The organism is Xylanimonas protaetiae, from assembly GCF_004135385.1.
GTDB classification, from domain to species: Bacteria; Actinomycetota; Actinomycetes; order Actinomycetales; family Cellulomonadaceae; genus Xylanimonas; species Xylanimonas protaetiae.
In genome coordinates this window covers 3,018,750-3,035,334 of the sequence record NZ_CP035493.1, presented here as the reverse complement: position 1 = coordinate 3,035,334, position 16,585 = coordinate 3,018,750, and the positions used below count along the sequence as shown (strand labels likewise).

General features: G+C 75.3%; 15 protein-coding genes. 4 read left to right on the top strand and 11 right to left on the bottom strand.

What is annotated here, in order from left to right; genetic code table 11:
* Positions 1-14 precede the first annotated feature (14 nt).
* Positions 15-800 carry a site-specific integrase gene (locus tag ET471_RS14035; protein ID WP_242496299.1) on the bottom strand — a complete coding sequence of 262 codons (786 nt, stop codon included), beginning with the start codon at positions 798-800 and terminating at the stop codon, positions 15-17.
* A gap of 71 nt (positions 801-871) precedes the next feature.
* Between ET471_RS14035 and ET471_RS14030 the strand changes: the two genes are divergently transcribed.
* Positions 872-1,522 (top strand): YigZ family protein, encoded by a 651-nt coding sequence (locus ET471_RS14030; protein WP_129189300.1) that lies wholly within the window; start codon positions 872-874, stop codon positions 1,520-1,522.
* A 57-nt stretch (positions 1,523-1,579) separates the two neighbouring features.
* Here ET471_RS14030 and ET471_RS14025 read toward each other — a convergent pair whose 3' ends face one another.
* Positions 1,580-3,010, bottom strand: a complete 1,431-nt coding sequence (locus ET471_RS14025) for a UTP--glucose-1-phosphate uridylyltransferase (protein WP_129189298.1) — start codon at positions 3,008-3,010, stop codon at positions 1,580-1,582.
* 52 nt (positions 3,011-3,062) lie between these two features.
* Entirely contained in the window at positions 3,063-3,683 is a 621-nt protein-coding gene (locus ET471_RS14020; RefSeq protein ID WP_129189296.1) for an L-threonylcarbamoyladenylate synthase, read from the bottom strand.
* Between the two features lie 51 nt (positions 3,684-3,734).
* On the opposite strand from ET471_RS14020, the gene ET471_RS14015 reads away from it, so the two are divergent.
* Positions 3,735-4,655: a LysR family transcriptional regulator gene (locus ET471_RS14015; protein ID WP_129189294.1), complete on the top strand. Its 921-nt coding sequence runs from the start codon at positions 3,735-3,737 to the stop codon at positions 4,653-4,655.
* Here the strand turns inward: ET471_RS14015 and ET471_RS14010 are convergent.
* Positions 4,640-5,980: a Fic family protein gene (locus ET471_RS14010; RefSeq protein ID WP_165350505.1), complete on the bottom strand. Its 1,341-nt coding sequence runs from the start codon at positions 5,978-5,980 to the stop codon at positions 4,640-4,642. The two genes, ET471_RS14015 and ET471_RS14010, sit on opposite strands and share 16 nt — an antisense overlap.
* 119 nt (positions 5,981-6,099) lie before the next feature.
* On the opposite strand from ET471_RS14010, the gene ET471_RS14005 reads away from it, so the two are divergent.
* Positions 6,100-7,554: a lipase maturation factor family protein gene (locus ET471_RS14005; protein WP_129189290.1), complete on the top strand. Its 1,455-nt coding sequence runs from the start codon at positions 6,100-6,102 to the stop codon at positions 7,552-7,554.
* A gap of 6 nt (positions 7,555-7,560) precedes the next feature.
* Here ET471_RS14005 and ET471_RS14000 read toward each other — a convergent pair whose 3' ends face one another.
* From ET471_RS14000 to ET471_RS13985, 5 genes are all read right to left on the bottom strand, one after another.
* A complete protein-coding gene (locus tag ET471_RS14000; protein ID WP_129189288.1) occupies positions 7,561-9,345 on the bottom strand; it encodes an ABC transporter ATP-binding protein in 1,785 nt (594 codons plus the stop codon).
* Positions 9,342-11,273 carry an ABC transporter ATP-binding protein gene (locus ET471_RS13995; RefSeq protein WP_129189286.1) on the bottom strand — a complete coding sequence of 644 codons (1,932 nt, stop codon included), beginning with the start codon at positions 11,271-11,273 and terminating at the stop codon, positions 9,342-9,344. The genes ET471_RS14000 and ET471_RS13995 overlap by 4 nt, the downstream gene beginning before the upstream one ends.
* A 72-nt stretch (positions 11,274-11,345) precedes the next feature.
* Complete coding sequence (locus ET471_RS13990) at positions 11,346-11,792, bottom strand: HNH endonuclease (protein WP_129189284.1); 447 nt, start codon at positions 11,790-11,792, stop codon at positions 11,346-11,348.
* A 104-nt stretch (positions 11,793-11,896) separates the two neighbouring features.
* Positions 11,897-12,025 carry a hypothetical protein gene (locus ET471_RS18875; protein WP_280949874.1) on the bottom strand — a complete coding sequence of 43 codons (129 nt, stop codon included), beginning with the start codon at positions 12,023-12,025 and terminating at the stop codon, positions 11,897-11,899.
* A gap of 176 nt (positions 12,026-12,201) precedes the next feature.
* Entirely contained in the window at positions 12,202-13,053 is an 852-nt protein-coding gene (locus ET471_RS13985; RefSeq protein ID WP_129189282.1) for an SDR family NAD(P)-dependent oxidoreductase, read from the bottom strand.
* Positions 13,054-13,103: 50 nt separating this feature from the next.
* On the opposite strand from ET471_RS13985, the gene ET471_RS13980 reads away from it, so the two are divergent.
* A complete protein-coding gene (locus ET471_RS13980) occupies positions 13,104-14,504 on the top strand; it encodes a coiled-coil domain-containing protein (protein ID WP_129189280.1) in 1,401 nt (466 codons plus the stop codon).
* An 80-nt stretch (positions 14,505-14,584) separates the two neighbouring features.
* On the opposite strand, the gene ET471_RS13975 is transcribed toward ET471_RS13980, so the two are convergent.
* Together ET471_RS13975 and ET471_RS13970 are read right to left on the bottom strand one after the other, a co-directional pair.
* Positions 14,585-15,355, bottom strand: a complete 771-nt coding sequence (locus tag ET471_RS13975) for a sirohydrochlorin chelatase (RefSeq protein ID WP_129189278.1) — start codon at positions 15,353-15,355, stop codon at positions 14,585-14,587.
* Positions 15,348-16,511 carry a uroporphyrinogen-III synthase gene (locus ET471_RS13970; RefSeq protein ID WP_129189276.1) on the bottom strand — a complete coding sequence of 388 codons (1,164 nt, stop codon included), beginning with the start codon at positions 16,509-16,511 and terminating at the stop codon, positions 15,348-15,350. Before ET471_RS13970 ends, ET471_RS13975 begins: the two co-directional genes overlap by 8 nt.
* Between the last annotated feature and the right edge of the window lie 74 nt (positions 16,512-16,585).

Genomic DNA, 16,585 nt, shown 5'->3' with positions numbered 1-16,585 from the left:
GGTGGTGCTGGGAGCTACCGCTGGTCGTCTGGTGCGCTTGGCACACTATTTTCCGAGGTGATCTCACGCCCCGGGTCCGGTACGCCGGCCTCGGTCCAGGCGCGCCGGACCTGCTCGAAGCGCGTCGGCAGCGGTGGCCGCAAGGCCCCGTAGCGCGCATTCGTGCGCTGCACGAAGCGCCGCCACGAGAGCACCAACCCCTGCTTGGTGATGGGCAGGCCGCTGGACACCGTCGTGCCGTTGTCGTGCGTGTGGTGCACCGTGAGCAGCAGCGCGCGCGGCACGGAACCCTCCAGCTCCGCCGCCAGCTCGAGCCGCACGTCCATCCAGTGCCGCAGCACCAGCACCACCTCGGCGGGCACGCGGTGCACGCGCACGGCGCGGTGCTTGCCGTGCCGCACGACGACGCTCCCCTCCCCCGCGTGCGCGCCGACCGCGCCCAGGTCGAGGTCCTCGGCGCGGACGCGCAGCAGGTCGCCGTAGCGCGCGCCCGTGGCCCGCGTGAGGCCGGCGATCACCGCGAGGCGCACGATCTCGGGCTTGCTCCCCGGGCGCAGCGCCTCGACGCCGAGCTGGCGCCACACCCACTCGGCCTCGTCCAGCCCGACGACCGGGCGCGGGTACCGGCCCGGTCCCGTGGCGTGGGGCGCGGCGCCGGCCGTCCTCCCCGTCGTCGTGGCGCGCGCGTCCGCCTCCGCGTGCGGGCTGGCCGCCAGGCCCCCCGACGTCGTTGCGCGCGGTCCGCCGTCGTCGGGCGGGCTGGGCGCCGGGGCCTCTGGGCTGGTGTCGTGGCTGCTCACGGGCCCATTCTGCTCGCTTGGCACACTTTTTCATCGGCATCGTCGCGGCGCGTCGCGGTTACGCTCGGCACGTGGACCGCACCCTGCCCTCGACGATCGCCGCCCCCGTGGACCACGAGCTCGTCATCAAGAAGTCGCGGTTCCTCGCTCATCTCCACCCCGTCGCGTCCGTCGAGGAGGCAGACGCCGTCGTCGCCGCGATCCGCAAGGAGTACTGGGACGCGCGGCACCACTGCGTCGCCCTGGTCGTCGGCACGCACGCCGACCAGCAGCGCTCCTCCGACGACGGCGAGCCGTCGGGCACCGCCGGCGTGCCCATGCTCGAGGTGCTGCGCCACCGCGGCGTGACCGACGTCGTCGCCGTCGTGACGCGGTACTTCGGCGGGGTGCTGCTGGGCGCGGGCGGGCTCGTGCGGGCCTACGGCTCCGCCGTCTCCGAGGCCCTCGACCGGGCGCTGACGGTGCACCGGCGCGTGCTGACGGAGGTCCGCCTGGACGTGCCGCACGCCGACGCGGGGCGCATCGACAACCTGCTGCGCGACTGGGCCGCGACGCACGGAGCCGTCCTCGGCGAGACGCAGTACGCGGAGGTCGCACACCTGACGGTGCTGGTCCCGCCGGCGGAGCTGGCCGCCCTCGCGGACGACGTCGCCGCCGCGACGGCCGGGACGCTCGTGCCCGTCCCGGGCGCCGAGCGCATCGTCGACGTCCTTTCGCCGTAGTACCTGGTTGCGTTCTGGCCGCCAGAACGCAACCAGGTACTACGGCGAAAGGGTGGGTCAGCGGGTCCGGACGCCGTCCGCCGTGACCGTCGCGCCGTCCGGGACCTCTGCCGTCGCGTCCGCCGGGTCGACCTCGAGCGAGATGAGCTCCTCGTCCGGGTCGGGCAGGTAGGCGTCGCCGACGACACGCACGCCCGCGCCGAAGGTCCAGTCGCCGTCGACGGTCAGCGACGTCGCCTCGCGCAGCGAGGGCGGGCCGGCCGGGAAGCGCTCGTCGAAGTCCGCGATGGTCTTGTACATCTTCGACAGCGCGACGAGCGGGGCCGGGACCTGCGCAACGACGCGGAAGTCGTCCGTCAGCGCGTACACGTCGGAGCGCAGCACGAGCAGGTCGTTCGTCGTCTTGACCGGGAGGAACCGCTCGCGGCCCACCTCGATGGCCGTGGCGCCTTCGAACACCGCGACCGCGGCGCCCATGGCCGACTCGATCTGCACCACGGGAGTCGACGACGCGTCCGACGGGTCGACCGTCTTGTCGTTGCGGATGAGCGGCAGCTCGAGCACGCCACCGGTGCGGTCGAGCTCGGCGGCCAGCGCCTCCAGGTCGAACCAGAGGTTGTTCGTGTGGAAGTACCGGTGCCGCGTCGGGTCCAGGCTCACCGCCAGGTCGTCCGGGTGGGTCTGGGCGGTCTCGCGCTGCACGATGCGCCCGTCGGCCTTGCGGACCACGAGCTGGCCGCCCTTGACGTCCGCGGGCGTCTTGAGGCACATCTCCGCGGCATAGGGGGCGCCCGATGCCGCGAACCAGCCCGCGATGCGCGCGTCCGGCGCGCCGCCGAGGTTGTCGCTGTTGGACACCGACGCGTAGCGGAACCCCGCGTCCAGGAGCGCCCGCACGACGCCCGCGGCGTGCAGGGCCGGGTACAGGTCGCCGTGCCCCGGCGGGCACCACTCCAGGTCCGGGTCCGCCGGCCAGGTCACGGGCTCCAGCGTGGCGGCGTCGAGCTTGGGCTCGCGGTTCTGCAGGAAGTCCAGCGGCAGCCCGTCGACGGCGACGTCGTCGTACCGGCCCAGCAGCGCGAGCGTGTCGTCCTGCGTGCGGAACGAGTTCATGAGGATGAGCGGCAGGCGGGCACCGGTCGCGGCGCGGGTGGCGCGCACCTGCCCGACGATGACGTCCAGGAACGTCAGCTCCCCGCGCACCGGCAGGAGCGACTTGGCCTTGTCCATGCCCATCGACGTGCCCAGGCCGCCGTTGAGCTTGATGATCGCGGTGCGGGCGAGCGCGGCCGCGGCGTCGTCGTCGGTGAGCTCGAGCGCGTCGGCGCGCGCGAGCTGCGGCAGCGGGTCGACGTCCTCCTCGCGGATCAGGCCGGAGACGCCGGACTCCAGGAGCCCGTAGAACCGGGTGAACGTCTCGACCGCGGCCGGGGCCACGCCCGCCGCGGTCATCTTGTCGCGTGCCTGCTGGAGGCCGGTGTCACTCATGCTGGGCACCCTAGCGGGGGTGGGTGGCCGGCGCCGGAACACCGGGCGACGATCACTCGAACCGTGACGCGTCCCCGGCGCCGACGCGCATCACCTCGGGATATCCCTCGGACCAGTCGACCACCGTGGTGGGCCGCTCGGGCACCTCTCCCCCGTCGACGACGGCGTCGAGCACGTGGTCGAGCTCCTCCTTGATGGTCCACCCGTCGGTGAGGGGCTCGGTCTGCCCGGGCAGGATCAGGGTCGACGACAGCAGCGGCTCGCCCAGCTCGTGCAGCAGCGCCTGCGCGACGCGGTTGTCGGTGATGCGCACGCCGACGGTCTTCTTCTTCGGGTGCGCGAGCCGTCGCGGCACCTCGGGCAGGGCCCGCAGGATGAACGTGTACGGACCGGGCGTGGCGGCCTTGATGGCCCGGAAGGCGCTGTTGTCGAGGTGCACCAGGTGGCCGAGCTGGGCGAAGTCCGCGCACACGAGGGTGAAGTGGTGCTTGTCGCCCAGCCGTCGGATCTGCCGGATGCGGTCGGTCCCGTCGTGGTAGTCCATGCGGCAGCCCAGCGCGTACCCCGAGTCGGTGGGGTAGGCGATCAGCGCGCCCTCGCGGAGCATCGCGGTGGCCTGTCCGATCGACCGCGCCTGCGGGTCGACGGGGTGGACGTCGAAGTAGCGCGCCATGCGGTCGAGGCTACTTCACCTGGTGGGCGCCGCCCCCGGTAACCTGGCGGCATGCCCGCCGACCTCGACCTCGCCCGGCTGCGGGTGCTCGCCGCCGTCGCCCGCACCGGATCCCTCACCGCCGCCGCCCGCGACCTCGGTATCGCACAGCCGTCGGTCAGCCACCACCTCGCGCGTCTCGAGTCCGAGGCGGGCCTGCCGCTGCTGGAACGCGCGGGCCGCGGCGTGCGGCTCACAGAGGCGGGCGGCCTGCTCGCCGACCGCGCCGAGGAGATCCTGGCCCGCGTCGAGGGCGTGCGCCGGGAGCTGGACGCCCTCGCGGGGCTCCAGGCCGGCCGGGCCCGGCTCGCGGCGTTCCCGTCCGCGCTCGCCACGATCGTCCCGACGGCGGTGGGCGCGCTCCACCGCGACTTCCCCGGCATCGGCGTCGGGCTCCTCGAGGCGGAGCCGCCCGAGGCCGTGGCGTCGCTCGCCGCGGGCGACGTCGACGTCGCGCTCGTGTTCGAGCACACCGACGTCGCGCACACGCGCTCGGTGGCCGACCTGTCGCGCTTCCAGGTGACGGAGGTGCTCGACGAGCCGGTCCACCTGGTGCTGCCCGCCGACGCCGCCGACGCCGACGGCGCCACCCCCACGCTGCGCGACCTGGCCGACTCCGACTGGATCGCGGGCTGCGTCCGCTGCCGGGCCGACCTCGTCGCCCGGTGCGCGGCGGCCGGCTTCGCGCCGCGCATCGCGTTCGAGACGGACGACACGCTCGCGGTCCAGGCGCTCGTCGCACAGGGCGTCGGCGTGAGCCTGCTGCCCGACATGGCCCTGCGGGCGCACCACGCGCGCGACGTCATCACGGTCCGGCTGCCGGGCGCGCGCCGCAAGGTGCTCGCGCTGACCGTGGGCGCCCCCACTCCCCCGACACGCGAGCTGCTGACGCGGCTCGTCGCCGCGGGCGCGGAGGCTCAGGGCCCGCGCTGAGGCTCGGGCCGCCCGGCCGGCTGCTGCGCGGGCCACGACGAGGGCTGCGACGACGGCTGCGACGTGGGCCGCGACGACGGCTGTGACGAGGACGCCGGCGTGGCCCGCGGCAGCGCCGTCGGCTGCACGCCCGGCACCAGCCGGTCCATCATCCGCAGCAGCGCCGACGCCTGGTACACCTCGGCGCGCCGGAACCGGCCGCCGGACGGCTCGAGGATCCCGGCCTCCACGAGGTTGTCGACGACGGTCCGTGCGGTCGGCTTGGACGCGTCGAGGGCCGTCTGGAGGTAGCGGGCCGTGACGACGGGCTGCTCGGCGAGGACGCGCAGCGCCGCGTGGACGCGCGAGTCGGCCCGGAACCGGGCGGTGCGCTCGGCCCAGTCGGCCTCGACCTCCCCCGCCGCCGCCATGACCCGCTCCGCCTCTTCGCACGAGCGGCCCAGCGTCTCGGCGAACCACGCCACGAACCCGCTCACGGCGGCCTGCCGGTCCTCGGGCGCCCCGTGGCGGTACGCGGTGAGCTGGCGGACGTACTCGTCGGTGTCCTTGCGGAGCACGACGGACAGCGGCAGCACGCCCTGGTCCAGCAGGCCCGCCCGGGCGAGGTAGCCGTGCACGAGGACGCGGCCGGTGCGACCGTTGCCGTCCTCGTACGGGTGGATCGTCTCGAACTGGGCGTGCAGGATCGCGGCCTTGACGAGCGGGGTGTCGCCGGACCGGTTGGCGTGGTCGAGCAGGTTCGTCATGAGTCCCGGCACGTGCGCGGCCGGCGGCGCGACGTACGACGCCGTGACCTTCGAGGTGCCGCCGATCTGCACGTCGACCGACCGGTAGGCGCCGTCGTGCGCGTGCGGGGCGATGGCGCGGTGGATCTCGTGGACGGACGCGTCGGTCCACGGCTCGCGGAGCGACTCGACGCCGCGGCGCACGGAGTCGAGGTTGCCCAGGATCGTGCGGGCCGTGCCCAGGCGCGCGAACTGGTAGCCCTCGAGGCCCGGGTCCTGCTCGCGGAGCTGGGCCACCATGACGTTGCGCGGGGTCTCGCGCAGCCCCTCGACCCAGGACGACGAGATGGACTCGCTGCGCACGAGCGTGGCGTAGAGGATCGGCATGGGCCGCTCGCGCAGCCGCTGCCCGATGCGTGCGACGGCGATGGCGACGTCGGAGACCGTCGCCATCGCCTCGGCCGTCACGTACGGGGCCATGGACTCGTCGAGCGGCGCCGGGAAGTAGCGCAGGTAGGTGCCGCCGCGGCGGTCGGCCGAGCGCATGGCGCTGAGGTCGCCGGCCTGGTGCTCGCGCTGCCAGAGCGCACCGTCGCGCATCGTGTCCCCTTCCCGAGACCATCCTTGGGTTAAGGATAGTGCCATATCCTTGACTGTAGCCAGGGAGGGGCCGGGGTTCGGGAGGTGCGCCCGCCGCTCGCCCGCGGGATCGTGGAGCCATGCCGACGGCGGTGACCGACGGGCTCGCCTGGTGGGGCGCCGGCGACTACGACGTGGCCCGCCAGGTGCTCCAGCGCGGCGTGGCCGCCCTCCTGGTGCTGGCGTTCGCCCAGGTGGTGACCCAGTTCCGGCCCCTGCTGGGGTCGCACGGGCTGCTGCCCGTGCCGGACTTCGTCGCCCGGGTGCCGTTCCGCGTCGCGCCGTCGCTGTTCCACCGGCGGTACTCCGACCGGCTCGTCGTCGGCGTCGGCGTGGCCGGCGCCGTGCTCGCGGCGTCCGTCGTCGCCGGGCTGCCGCAGCGGGGGCCGTGGTGGGTGCCCGCCCTGGTGCTGCTGGCGTGCTGGGCCCTGTACCTGTCGGTCGTGAACGTCGGCCAGCGGTTCTACGGGTTCGGCTGGGAGTCGCTGCTGTGCGAGGCCACGTTCCTCGTGGCCTGGCTGGGCTCCGACGCCGAGCCCGTGCCCTGGGTGGGGGTCGTCGCGGCCCGCTGGCTGCTGTTCCGGCTCGAGCTCGGCGCCGGGCTCATCAAGTGGCGTGGCGGGCACGAGTGGCGCGACCTCACCGCGCTCGACTACCACCACGAGACGCAGCCGATGCCCGGCCCGTTCTCGTGGCACGCCCACCACCTGCCGCGCTGGTGGCACCGCGTCGAGGTGGTGGGCAACCACGTCACGCAGCTCGGGTTCCCGTGGCTGCTGCTGCTCCCCCAGCCGTTCCCGTCGGTCGCGGGCGCCGTCGTCGTGCTCACGCAGGCGTGGCTGGTGCTGACCGGCAACTTCGCCTGGCTCAACTGGGCGGCCATGGTCCTCGGGGCCGCGATGGTCTCGGACGGCGTGTGGCGCACGGTCGGGTCGTGGACCGGCGTCGCACCCTCCGCGAGCGCCGCGACCTCGGTGGCGTCGTCGTCGTTCGTGGTGGCGACGGCGCTGGTGGGTGCGTTGCTGCTGGGGCTGTCGTGGCGGCCGGCGCGGAACCTGGTGGGGCCGCGGCAGCTGATGAACGCGTCGTTCGAGCCGTTGCGGCTGGTGAACGCGTACGGGGCGTTCGGGCGGGTGACGCGGCGGCGGGAGGAGGTGGTGGTGGAGGGGACGGACGCGGAGCGGCCGGGGGTGGAGGCGGTGTGGCGGGAGTACCTGTTCCGGGGGAAGCCGTGCGAGCCGGGGCGGCGTCCGCCACAGGTGGCGCCGTGGCACCTGCGGTTGGACTGGGCGTTGTGGTTCGTGCCGTTGGGGTCGCCGTCGGGGTGGGTGGTGGTGCTGGTGGAGCGGTTGCTGGAGGCGGACGCGACGACGTTGCGGCTGCTGCGGGTGGACCCGTTCGGGGGTGGGCGGCCGCGGTGGGTGCGGGTGCGGCTGTTCCGGTACCGGTACACGACGCGGGCGGAGCGGCGGGCGTCGGGTGACTGGTGGGTGCGGGAGCCGGTGATGGTGCTGGTGGACCCGCGGGGGCGGTGAGGGTCGTCAGACGAGGGAGTCCTGCCAGGCGTTGTGGAGGCGGGCGTAGTGCCCGTCGGCGGCGATGAGCTGGGCGGGGGTGCCGTCCTCGATGATGCGGCCGTGCTCCATGACGAGGACGCGGTCGGCGCCGGCGACGGTGGAGAGGCGGTGGGCGATGATGATGGCCGTCCGCCCGGCCAGCAGGCTCTTGAGGCCTTGCTGGACGAGCCGCTCCCCGGGGATGTCGAGCGACGACGTGGCCTCGTCGAGCACGAGGACGGCGGGGTTGGCGAGGAAGGCGCGGGCGAAGGAGAGCAGCTGGCGCTGGCCGGCGGAGACGCGGCCGCCGCGCTTGTTGACGTCGGTGTCGTACCCGTCGGGCATGGCGGTGATGAAGCCGTGGGCGCCGACGGCGCGGGCGGCGGCCTCGATCTCGGCCTGGGTGGCGTCGGGGCGGCCGAGGGCGATGTTCTCGCGCACGGAGCCGGAGAACAGGTAGGCCTCCTGGGTGACCATGACGACGGCGCGGCGCAGGTCGGGGGTGGCGAGGTCGCGCACGTCGACGTCGTCGAGCCGGACGTGGCCGCTGGAGGCGTCGTAGAAGCGGGTGACGAGCTTGGCGAGGGTGGACTTGCCGGCGCCGGTGGTGCCGACGAGGGCGAGGGTCTGCCCGGCGGGGATGTGCAGGTCGAGGTCGGGCAGGACGACGGGGCCGCGCGGGTAGCGGAAGGTGACGTGGTCGAGCCGGACGTCGCCGCGGGCGGTGCGCAGCGGGACGGGGGTGGCGGGCTCGACGACGGTGGGCTCTTCGGCGAGGAGGGCGGAGAGCTTCTCGAGGGCGGCGGCGGCCGACTGGAACGAGTTGTAGAACATGCCGACCTGCTGGATCGGCTGGAAGAACCGCTTGACGTAGAGGAGGGCGGCGACGAGGACGCCGACGGTGAGGTCGCCCTGGAAGACGCGCCAGCCGCCGTAGGCGAGGGCGGCGACGACGGTGAGGTTGCCGATGAGGACGAGCCCGGGCTGGTAGCGCCCGTTGAGGGAGAAGGTGTCGAGGTTGGCCTGCCGGTACTCCTCGGCGAAGCGGTCGTAGTCGTGCTCGGTGGTGGCCTCGCGGCGGAACGCCTGGACGGCGCGCATGCCTGTCATGGTCTCGACGAACTTGACGATGAGGCGGGCGGACGCGGTGCGCTGCTGGCGGTAGAAGAGCTGTGAGCGCCGCTGGAACCAGCGGGTGAGCAGCCAGGCGGGGACCATCGCGACGGCGAGCACGAGCGCGGAGCGCCAGTCGATGAGGGCGAGGCCGACGGCGGTGAACACCATCGAGAGGACGGAGGACACGACGCCGGTGAGGCCGCCGTCGAGGAGCTCGCGGAGGGCTTCGAGGTCGGACGTCTGGCGGCTGATGATGCGCCCGGACGTGTAGGACTCGTGGAACTCGAGGGAGAGGCGCTGGGTCTGGCGGAAGACGCGGCGGCGCAGCTCGAGGAGGACGGCCTGGGAGATCTGGGCGGCGGCGCGCACGTAGGCGCCGTTGGCGAGGCCGGCGACGACGGCCGCGACGACGAGCAGCGCCCCGTAGGTGACGAGGGGGCCGTGGCGGCCGGCGTCGAGGGCGGGCAGGGCGCTGTCGACGGTGGCGGCGACGAGGGCGGGCCCGGCGACTTGTCCGGCGGTGGACGCGATCACGAGGACGCCGGACCACGTCAGGAGGCGCTGGTGGGGCCGCAGGAGGGTGCCGAGCAGGGACAGGGAGCGGGTGCGCGCCTCCCGGGACTCGTCGCGCGTGAGGTCGTCGGTGGTGCTCACAGCCGGGCTCCCGTCGCCTCGTCGTCGTGCAGGGTCTCGTCCTCGCCGTCGCGTGCGGCGTCGGGGGGTGCGGGCGCCTCGGCGAGGGTGCCGATGCCGTGCTCGGCGGCGTCGCCCTCGAGGCTGGAGATGACGTACCGGTAGTGGGCGTCGGTGGCGAGCAGCTCGGAGTGGGTGCCCACGGCCGTGATGCGCCCGTCCTGGAGGACGGCGACGCGGTCGGCGAGCGCGACGGTGGAGGGGCGGTGCGCGATGACGAGCGTGGTGGTGCCGTGCAGCACCTCGCGCAGCCGGCCGGTGACGGCCTCCTCGGTGGCGACGTCGAGCGCGGAGAGCGGGTCGTCGAGCACGAGGACGCGGGGGCGGGCGGCGATGGCGCGGGCCAGGGCGAGGCGCTGGCGCTGCCCGCCGGACAGGGACAGGCCCTCCTCGCCGATGCGGGTCTCGACGCCCTGTGGCAGGCGGGCGGCGAAGTGCGCCTGGGCGACGTCGAGGGCCTCGGCGAGCAGCTCCTCCTTGACGGCGCCGGGCAGGGCGTCGTCGACGCCGAGGAGGACGTTGTCGCGCACGGACGCGGAGAACAGCGTCGGGTCCTCGAACGCGACGGCGACGGCCTGGCGCACGTCGGCGCGGCGCAGGTGGCGCACGTCGACGCCGTCGAGCTCGACGGAGCCCGACGTGACGTCGTAGAGGCGCGGCAGCAGCATCGCGAGCGTCGACTTGCCGGACCCGGTGAGCCCGACGAGCGCGGTCGTGGTGCCGGCGGGCAGGTCGAGGTCGACGTGCTCCAGCACGGGCACGGCCGCGTCGTCGTACCGGAACGTCACGTCGCGCAGCCGCACGTGCCCGTGCGGCTCCCCCGGCGCGGCCGGCTCCGCGGGGTCGGTCAGCGGGTTGGCGGTGGTGAGCACGTCGAAGTACCGGTCGACGGCGGTGCGCGCGTTGAGCGTCATCGACAGCGTCATGCCCAGGTCGACGACGGGACCGTTGATGACGGCGACCGTGGCGAAGAACGCCGTCAGCGACCCGACCGTCAGCTGCCCGTCGTGGGCCAGCAGCGCCCCGAGCACGAGGCAGACCGCGAGCGTCAGCTCCGGGATGAGGGTCAGGGCGACGTTGACGGACGCCTGCGAGCGCGCCTTGGCCAGCTCGGTGGTGCGCAGCCGCTCGGCCTGCCCCGTGAAGGAGTCGAGCGCGTCCCGGCCGCGGCCGAACGCCTTGAGGACGCGGATGCCGTGCACCGACTCCTCGACCGTGGTGGCCAGGTCGCCCGCCTGGTCCTGGGAGCGCCGCGCGATGACCCGGTACCGGCGCGCGAACCGGAACGCGATCACGGTCACGGGCACCGCCCCGGCCAGGTAGACGAGCCCGAGCCAGCCCGTGGTCGCCACGAGCAGCCCGACGCCGACGACGACCGTGGCCACGGACACGACGAGCTGCACGAGGCCGAACACGAGCCAGCGGCGCAGCAGGCCCAGGTCGGACATCGACCGGGACAGCAGCTGCCCGCCGGCCCACCGGTCGTGGAACGCGACGGGCAGGTCCTGCAGGTGGCGGAACAGCGCCATGCGCATGACCGCCTCGACCTTGGTGCCGGGCAGCATGACGAGGTTGCGGCGGGCCAGGATGAGGCCGGCCTCGGCGAGGCCGAGGGCCAGGACGAGGCCGATCGCGCCCCACAGGGCGGACGCGTCCTGGTCGCGGGCGCCCTCGGCGAGCGGGCCGTCGACGAGGTGCTGCAGGACGCGCGGGATCGCGAGAGCGGCCAGCGAGGCGCCGAGGGCGGAGGCCATGCCGCCGACGATGCGCGGCAGCGCCGGGCGGATGAACGGCATGAGCCGCAGCAGCGCGGCGACCGTGGAGCGCTCGGCGGCAGGGAGGGAGGCGGGCGTGGGCGTCGGGGCTACGGCGGAGGGCATCGGTGCCATTCTGCACCCGAAACGATCCGATCGTTGCCCCGATCACCCACTGGACGGACCCTGCCGGCGGACCCTGCCGGGCTAGGCCGCCCCGACCCAGCCCGCGTCCGGCACGTGCGGGGTGAGCAGCAGCTCCATGCCCGCCTCCGCGGGCGTGCGGTCCGCCTTGAACCCGTTGCACGCCGAGCAGGCCGCCACGAGGTTCAGCCACGACGACGCTCCCCCGCGCGAGCGCGGCAGCACGTGGTCCACGGTGTCCGCCGGGCCGCCGCAGTACGCGCAGCGCCCGTCGCGGGCCCGCACGCCGGCCTTGGTGCACGACGGCGCCTGGTCGCGCCGGTAGCGCCACCGCATCGCCACGTACCGCACCAGGCGCAGCACGCGCGGCAGCGGGTAGGGCCCGAACGTCCGCTCCCCCACCGACTCCTCGACCACGGCGACCCCGCGCACGAGCATGTGGATGGCGTGCCGCACCGACACACGGTGCAGCGGCTCGTAGCCGGCGTTGAGGACCAGCACGTCAGCCATGGTCGCCTCCTTCGTCGTCGTCGGTCGTACAAGGTCCCAGGACGACGAAAGCCGCCCAGGGACAGGTCCCTGCGACGGCTCCGGGGCTGACCGGGCGATGCCCGTCAGGCGTGGTGAGGGCCGCAGGAATGGTCGATGAGATCGGTGCGGTGCAGGTCGAAGCGCCGCTGCGCGCCCAGCTCCGGGCGCGCGACGACGACGCCGCGCGTCGGTGCGATCGACCAAGGGGTCACGGTGCCTCCTTCGTGTGCTCGTGCGTGTGCGTGCAGCGCCAGGTGCCCTGCCTGCAGCCGAATGTACGCCCCGCGACGACGTCGAACCAGAGTTTTCGGCGGGATGTCGCCCAAACGCCACCTGGCGTTCACGCGCGACGCGTTCACGCGCGACGCGTTCACGCGCGACGCGGGCCTCACTCGACGTGCGCGGCGAGCAGGTCCTCGGTGCGCTCCCACGCCGCGCCGGCCAGGGCCTCGTCCGCGAGCACCGGCGGCTGGCGGCGGGCCGGGCGGCCGCGCTCGTAGTACAGGCCGGGCTCCCAGTCCCGGGCGGACGCCATCGCGACGAGCTGCTCGGCGCCCTTCGCCGGGGAGGACAAGAGGACGTCCTTGAGGCGGGACCGGTAGAACCAGCCGACGACGCCGTCGCCGTCGGCGGAGAAGTGGGAGCCGACGACGCCGGGGTGGAACGCCGCGGTGGTCACGCCGCGGCCCGCGACGCGGCGGTGCAGCTCGGCCATGGCGAGCAGCCCGGCGGCCTTGGCCTCGGCGTAGGCGCGCAGCGGCCGGTACCGGGCGCCGGGGTCGGGGGTGCCGAGCGTGGCCGGGTCGAGGGTGCGCACGGTGCGGGCGGCGGCGCTGGAGGTCCACAGGACGCTGCCGCGCGCGGCGAGGACGTTGCCGAGCAGCAGGCGCGTGAGCAGGTAGGGGGCCAGGTGGTCCACCTGGAAGGTGCGCTCGAACCCGTCGGCGGTGGTGGCGAAGGACTCGTGCAGGGCGCCGGCGTTGTTGGCGAGCACGTCGATGCGCGGGTGCGCCGCGACGAGGTCCGCGGCGAGGCGCGAGACGTCGTCGAGGCGGGCGAAGTCGGCGACGTGGCCGGTGGTGCCGAGCTCGCCGGCCAGCCGGGCCGTCTTGTCCGGGTCGCGGCCCACGACGACGACGGTGTGCCCGGCCGCGTGCAGCGCGCGGGCGGCGGCGGCCCCGATGCCGTCGGACGCGCCGGTCATCACGATGGTGCGGGCGTCGGGCTGGTGGCTCGTCATGCCCGCATCCTGCCGTACCGCGGCGCCGCAACACCCATACGATGCCTTGCATGGAGTTCGTCGGGCTCGTGGTGATCGGTGCCCTGGTCGTGGGAGGTGCTGTGGTTCTCGGTGTGTTCGGACGACGTCGGGACCGGGAGAGGCAGGCGGCGCAGCTGTCGGCGTCCCTGGCGGGCCTCGAGAAGGAGGCCGGCACCGCGCTGGTGCGCACCGACGAGCGGCTGCGCCTCGCCGACGACGAGGCCGGGTTCGCGACCGCGCAGCTCGGCGAGCAGGACGCGCGCGAGCTGACGACGGCGCTGCGCGCGGCCCGCACGAACCTGCAGGAGGCGTTCCATCTCCAGCAGCTGCTGCACGACGAGGTCCCGGACACCGACGAGCAGCGTCACGCGTGGCTGACCCGCATCGTCGAGCTGTGCCGCGGCGCGGACGAGGCCGTCGCCCGGCAGACCGCCGGCCTGGCCGCGCGCCGGGAGGCGCAGGGCCGCACGCCGTCGACGATCGCGGCGGTGCGCGCCGACGCCGAGCGGCTGCGCGCCACGGTCCCCGTCGCGCAGGGCACGATCGACGGGCTCGCCGCCCGGTACACGCCCGCCGCGCTGCAGGCCGTGGCGTCCAACCCGGAGCAGGCCGAGCGGCTGCTGGAGTTCGCCGGGCGCAGCGCCGAGGTGGCCGCCAAGAAGCTCACCGAGAACCGCGGCCGGGACGCCGAGGCCGCCGCGACGGCCGGCACGGAGGCCGTGCACCGCGCGCAGGGGCTGCTGGAGGCCGTCGACCGGTTCGAGATGGACGCGCTGTCGGCGGAGGCGACCCTCGGCGCGATGATCGCCGAGTCGCGCCAGGAGCTGGCCGCCGCCGGCGCCCTGCCCGCCGCGCAGCGCGCCGGCGCCGTGGACGCCGGCATCGCCGGGCTCGAGCAGGCGCTCGCGTCGCTGCCCGCGCCCGGGGCGCCGGCCGACCCCGTGGGCGGGCTGACCCGGGTGCGGCAGGCCAACACGGCCCTCGACGACGCCGTGGCGGCGGTCGCCGCGGCCGGGCAGCGCGCGCAGGCCGTGCGCGCCCAGCTCGGCACCGCGTTCGACGACGCCGAGCGGCAGGTCCTGGCGGCGCGACGCGCCGTCGACGACTACCGGGCGCCCGTCGGGCCAGAGGCCCGCACGCGCCTGGCCGAGGCGGAGCGCGAGCTGTCCGAGGCGCGCGCCGAGGCCGACCCCGAGCGGCAGCTCACGCGCGCCCGCCGGGCCGCGTCGCTGGCGGCCGAGGCCTCCGCGCTGGCGAACCGCGACCTGGCCAACGTCGGGTACGGGCAGCCGGGCTACGGGCAGGGCGGGTACGGGTACGGCGGCTGGCAGGGCGGCGGACAGCGCTCGGGCGGCAACATGCTCGGCGGCATCCTGGGCGGCATGGTGCTCGGCGGCATCCTCGACGACATCGGGGACATCTTCGACTGACGACGCCCCCGGGTCCTGCGACGGTCCTGCGACGTCGTCCCGCGCGCCCGTCGTCCCGCGCGCCATCGCAGGACCAGGCGTCAGGACGCCAGCGCGGCGCCGAACCGGTCGGCCACGATGGCGACGAGCTCCGGTGGTATCGGCCCGTCCGCGGTCAGCAGCGGGGCCGTCGTCACGTCGCCGCCTGCGGCGGCGACGAGGTCGGCGAAGTAGCCCGGCGCGAGCAGGAAGGTCGCGACGACGACACGCGGCGCGCCGCCCCCCGACGCCGCGGCCGGACCGCGGGCCGCCGCGACCGCGGCCGGCACGCGCGGCTGCGCCGCCGAGACGTACGCGAGGGTGACCGGCTGCGTGCGTAGCCGGGCGGCGAGCTCCCGGGCGACGGCCTCGCAGTCGTCGAGGGCGCGGGCGTCGGAGGACCCGGCGGCGGCGAGCACGACGTGGTCGCCGTCGCGCAGCCCCGCCTCCGCGAGGCGGCGCTGGAGCACGTCGACGAGGCGGTCGTCCGGGCCGAGCGCGCCCGCGAGCCGCACGTCGGCCCCGGCCGCGCGCGCGGCGGCGACGTCGTCGCGCAGGTCGACGTGCACGTGGTACCCGGCCGCGAGCAGCAGCGGGACGACCACGACGGGCGCGCCGCCGGGCCCGTCCGCGCCGAGCGCGGCGAGGCTCGCGGGCACGTCGGGCTGCTGGACGTCGACGAACCCGCCCGCGACGCGGCCGCCCCGGTGGTCGACCTCCTGGTCGAGACGGTGGTCGCGGAGGTGGTCGCGCACGGCGTCGACGAGCGCGGCGACGGCCGCGGCGCCCGTGGGCGAGGACGTGCCGTGCGAGACGGCGAGCAGGTCAGCCATGGGCCCTCTCGATCCGGTAGCCGCGCTTGACGACGGTGCGGATCAGGTCGCGGCGCCCGACGGCCTCGCGCAGCCGCCCGACGGCCACCTCGACGGCGTGCGGGTCGCGCGACTCCCCGGGCAGCACGTCGAGCACCCGCTCGCGCGAGACGACGGCGCCGCCTGCCGCGGCGAGCAGGCGCAGCACCTCGACGCCCGTCGGCGACAGGGGCAGCACGTGCCCGTCGAGCACGGCCACGCGCGCGCGCACCACGAGGGGCCCGGCCACCGTGGCCAGCGCGACCGACTCGACACGCTCGTAGTGGGCCACGAGCGCCCGCACGAGGGCGCCCAGGCGGCCCCGTTCCGGCTGGACCGGCGTGATGCCCCGCTGGACCAGCGGTCGGGCGGTGACGGGCCCCACGGCGGCGGCGACGAGGTCGCCGGCGAGGAACCGCTCGATCACCTGCGGGCCGTACCCGGCCTCCTCGGCGGCCGTGAGCCACGCCTCGGCGCCCGGCGCGGACGTGAACACGACGGCGTCGACGTCGCCGGCGGCCGCGGCGCGCGCGGACTCGGCGACGACGGCCGGGTCCGGCGCGGGCCCCCACCGGTAGACGACGAGGTTGGTGACGCGGGCGCCCGCCTTCTCCAGGACGACGTCGAGGCCGTCGGCCCCGGCCCCGTGCTGCTGGACGGCCACGTGCAGGCCCGCCACGCCCTCCGACAGGAGCCACTCGGCCACCTCGGCGGACGTCTCGGACTCGGCCACCCAGTCGGCCTGGAGCCCGGCGGCCTGGATCGCCCCGCGCGCTTTGGGCCCGCGCGCGACGAGGCGCGTGCCCGCTAGCGCCGTGGCGAGCTGGTCGGCGAGCCCGTGGGCGTCGGCGGCCTCGATCCAGGCGCGGAACCCGACGCCGGTGGTGGCGACGAGCACGTCGGGCGGGTGGGCGAGCAGGGTCCGGGTGGCGGCGACGAGGGTCTCGTCGTCGACGTGCGGGACCATGCTGAGGGCGGGCGCGTGCCGGACGCGCGCGCCGCGGCGCTCGAGTGCGGCGGCGAGCTCGCCGGAGCGGCGGTCGGCCGTGATGAGGACGGTGGCTCCGGCCATGACGGGTGCCAGCGGGCGCAGCTCAGCCACGAACGGCGCCGTGGCGGGCGACGGGTCGTGCGTCATCCGAGTCCTCCTGAGGCAGGTGGCTCAGAGTATCCGGCGTGCCGCGTGAGCAGGAAGGTCGTCCGCGGCCGGGG

Bases quoted from the DNA above. Each gene is read 5' to 3' on its own strand.
- ET471_RS14025 (WP_129189298.1), bottom strand. From the start codon at position 3,010: ATGAGTGACACCGGCCTCCAGCAGGCACGCGACAAGATGACCGCGGCG.
- ET471_RS14020 (WP_129189296.1), bottom strand. From the start codon at position 3,683: ATGGCGCGCTACTTCGACGTCCACCCCGTCGACCCGCAGGCGCGGTCG.
- ET471_RS14015 (WP_129189294.1), top strand. From the start codon at position 3,735: ATGCCCGCCGACCTCGACCTCGCCCGGCTGCGGGTGCTCGCCGCCGTC.
- ET471_RS14010 (WP_165350505.1), bottom strand. From the start codon at position 5,980: ATGCGCGACGGTGCGCTCTGGCAGCGCGAGCACCAGGCCGGCGACCTC.
- ET471_RS14005 (WP_129189290.1), top strand. From the start codon at position 6,100: ATGCCGACGGCGGTGACCGACGGGCTCGCCTGGTGGGGCGCCGGCGAC.
- ET471_RS13995 (WP_129189286.1), bottom strand. From the start codon at position 11,273: ATGGCACCGATGCCCTCCGCCGTAGCCCCGACGCCCACGCCCGCCTCC.
- ET471_RS13990 (WP_129189284.1), bottom strand. From the start codon at position 11,792: ATGGCTGACGTGCTGGTCCTCAACGCCGGCTACGAGCCGCTGCACCGT.
- ET471_RS13985 (WP_129189282.1), bottom strand. From the start codon at position 13,053: ATGACGAGCCACCAGCCCGACGCCCGCACCATCGTGATGACCGGCGCG.
- ET471_RS13980 (WP_129189280.1), top strand. From the start codon at position 13,104: ATGGAGTTCGTCGGGCTCGTGGTGATCGGTGCCCTGGTCGTGGGAGGT.
- ET471_RS13975 (WP_129189278.1), bottom strand. From the start codon at position 15,355: ATGGCTGACCTGCTCGCCGTCTCGCACGGCACGTCCTCGCCCACGGGC.
- ET471_RS13970 (WP_129189276.1), bottom strand. From the start codon at position 16,511: ATGACGCACGACCCGTCGCCCGCCACGGCGCCGTTCGTGGCTGAGCTG.